A 202-nucleotide genomic window follows, 5' to 3' on the forward strand; every position below is an offset into this window, starting at 1 on the left:
ACGCTATGCCCTAAAACATTAGCTACATATAGGCGTGTCTCTAATTGGCTATTACTATTTAAAGACTTACCAATATGCAATAGATTAGGGAAGTTTAAACGTGAATCTCCGGGCATACCACCCATATTTCCAGCCGTTTGGTATTGACCTGCCGTAACAATTGATGTAGCAAATGCACCTCCAACATCTGAAAGGTGATATA

Annotated in this window: 1 protein-coding gene; it reads right to left on the bottom strand. The window is 39.6% G+C overall.

The window, feature by feature from the left end; genetic code table 11:
- Window positions 1-202: hypothetical protein (locus R3X28_RS19350; protein ID WP_317666541.1), on the bottom strand; the 202-nt coding region annotated here is incomplete at both ends.

This window comes from Maribacter sp. TH_r10 (assembly GCF_033101095.1).
GTDB lineage: Bacteria > Bacteroidota > Bacteroidia > Flavobacteriales > Flavobacteriaceae > Maribacter_A > Maribacter_A luteus.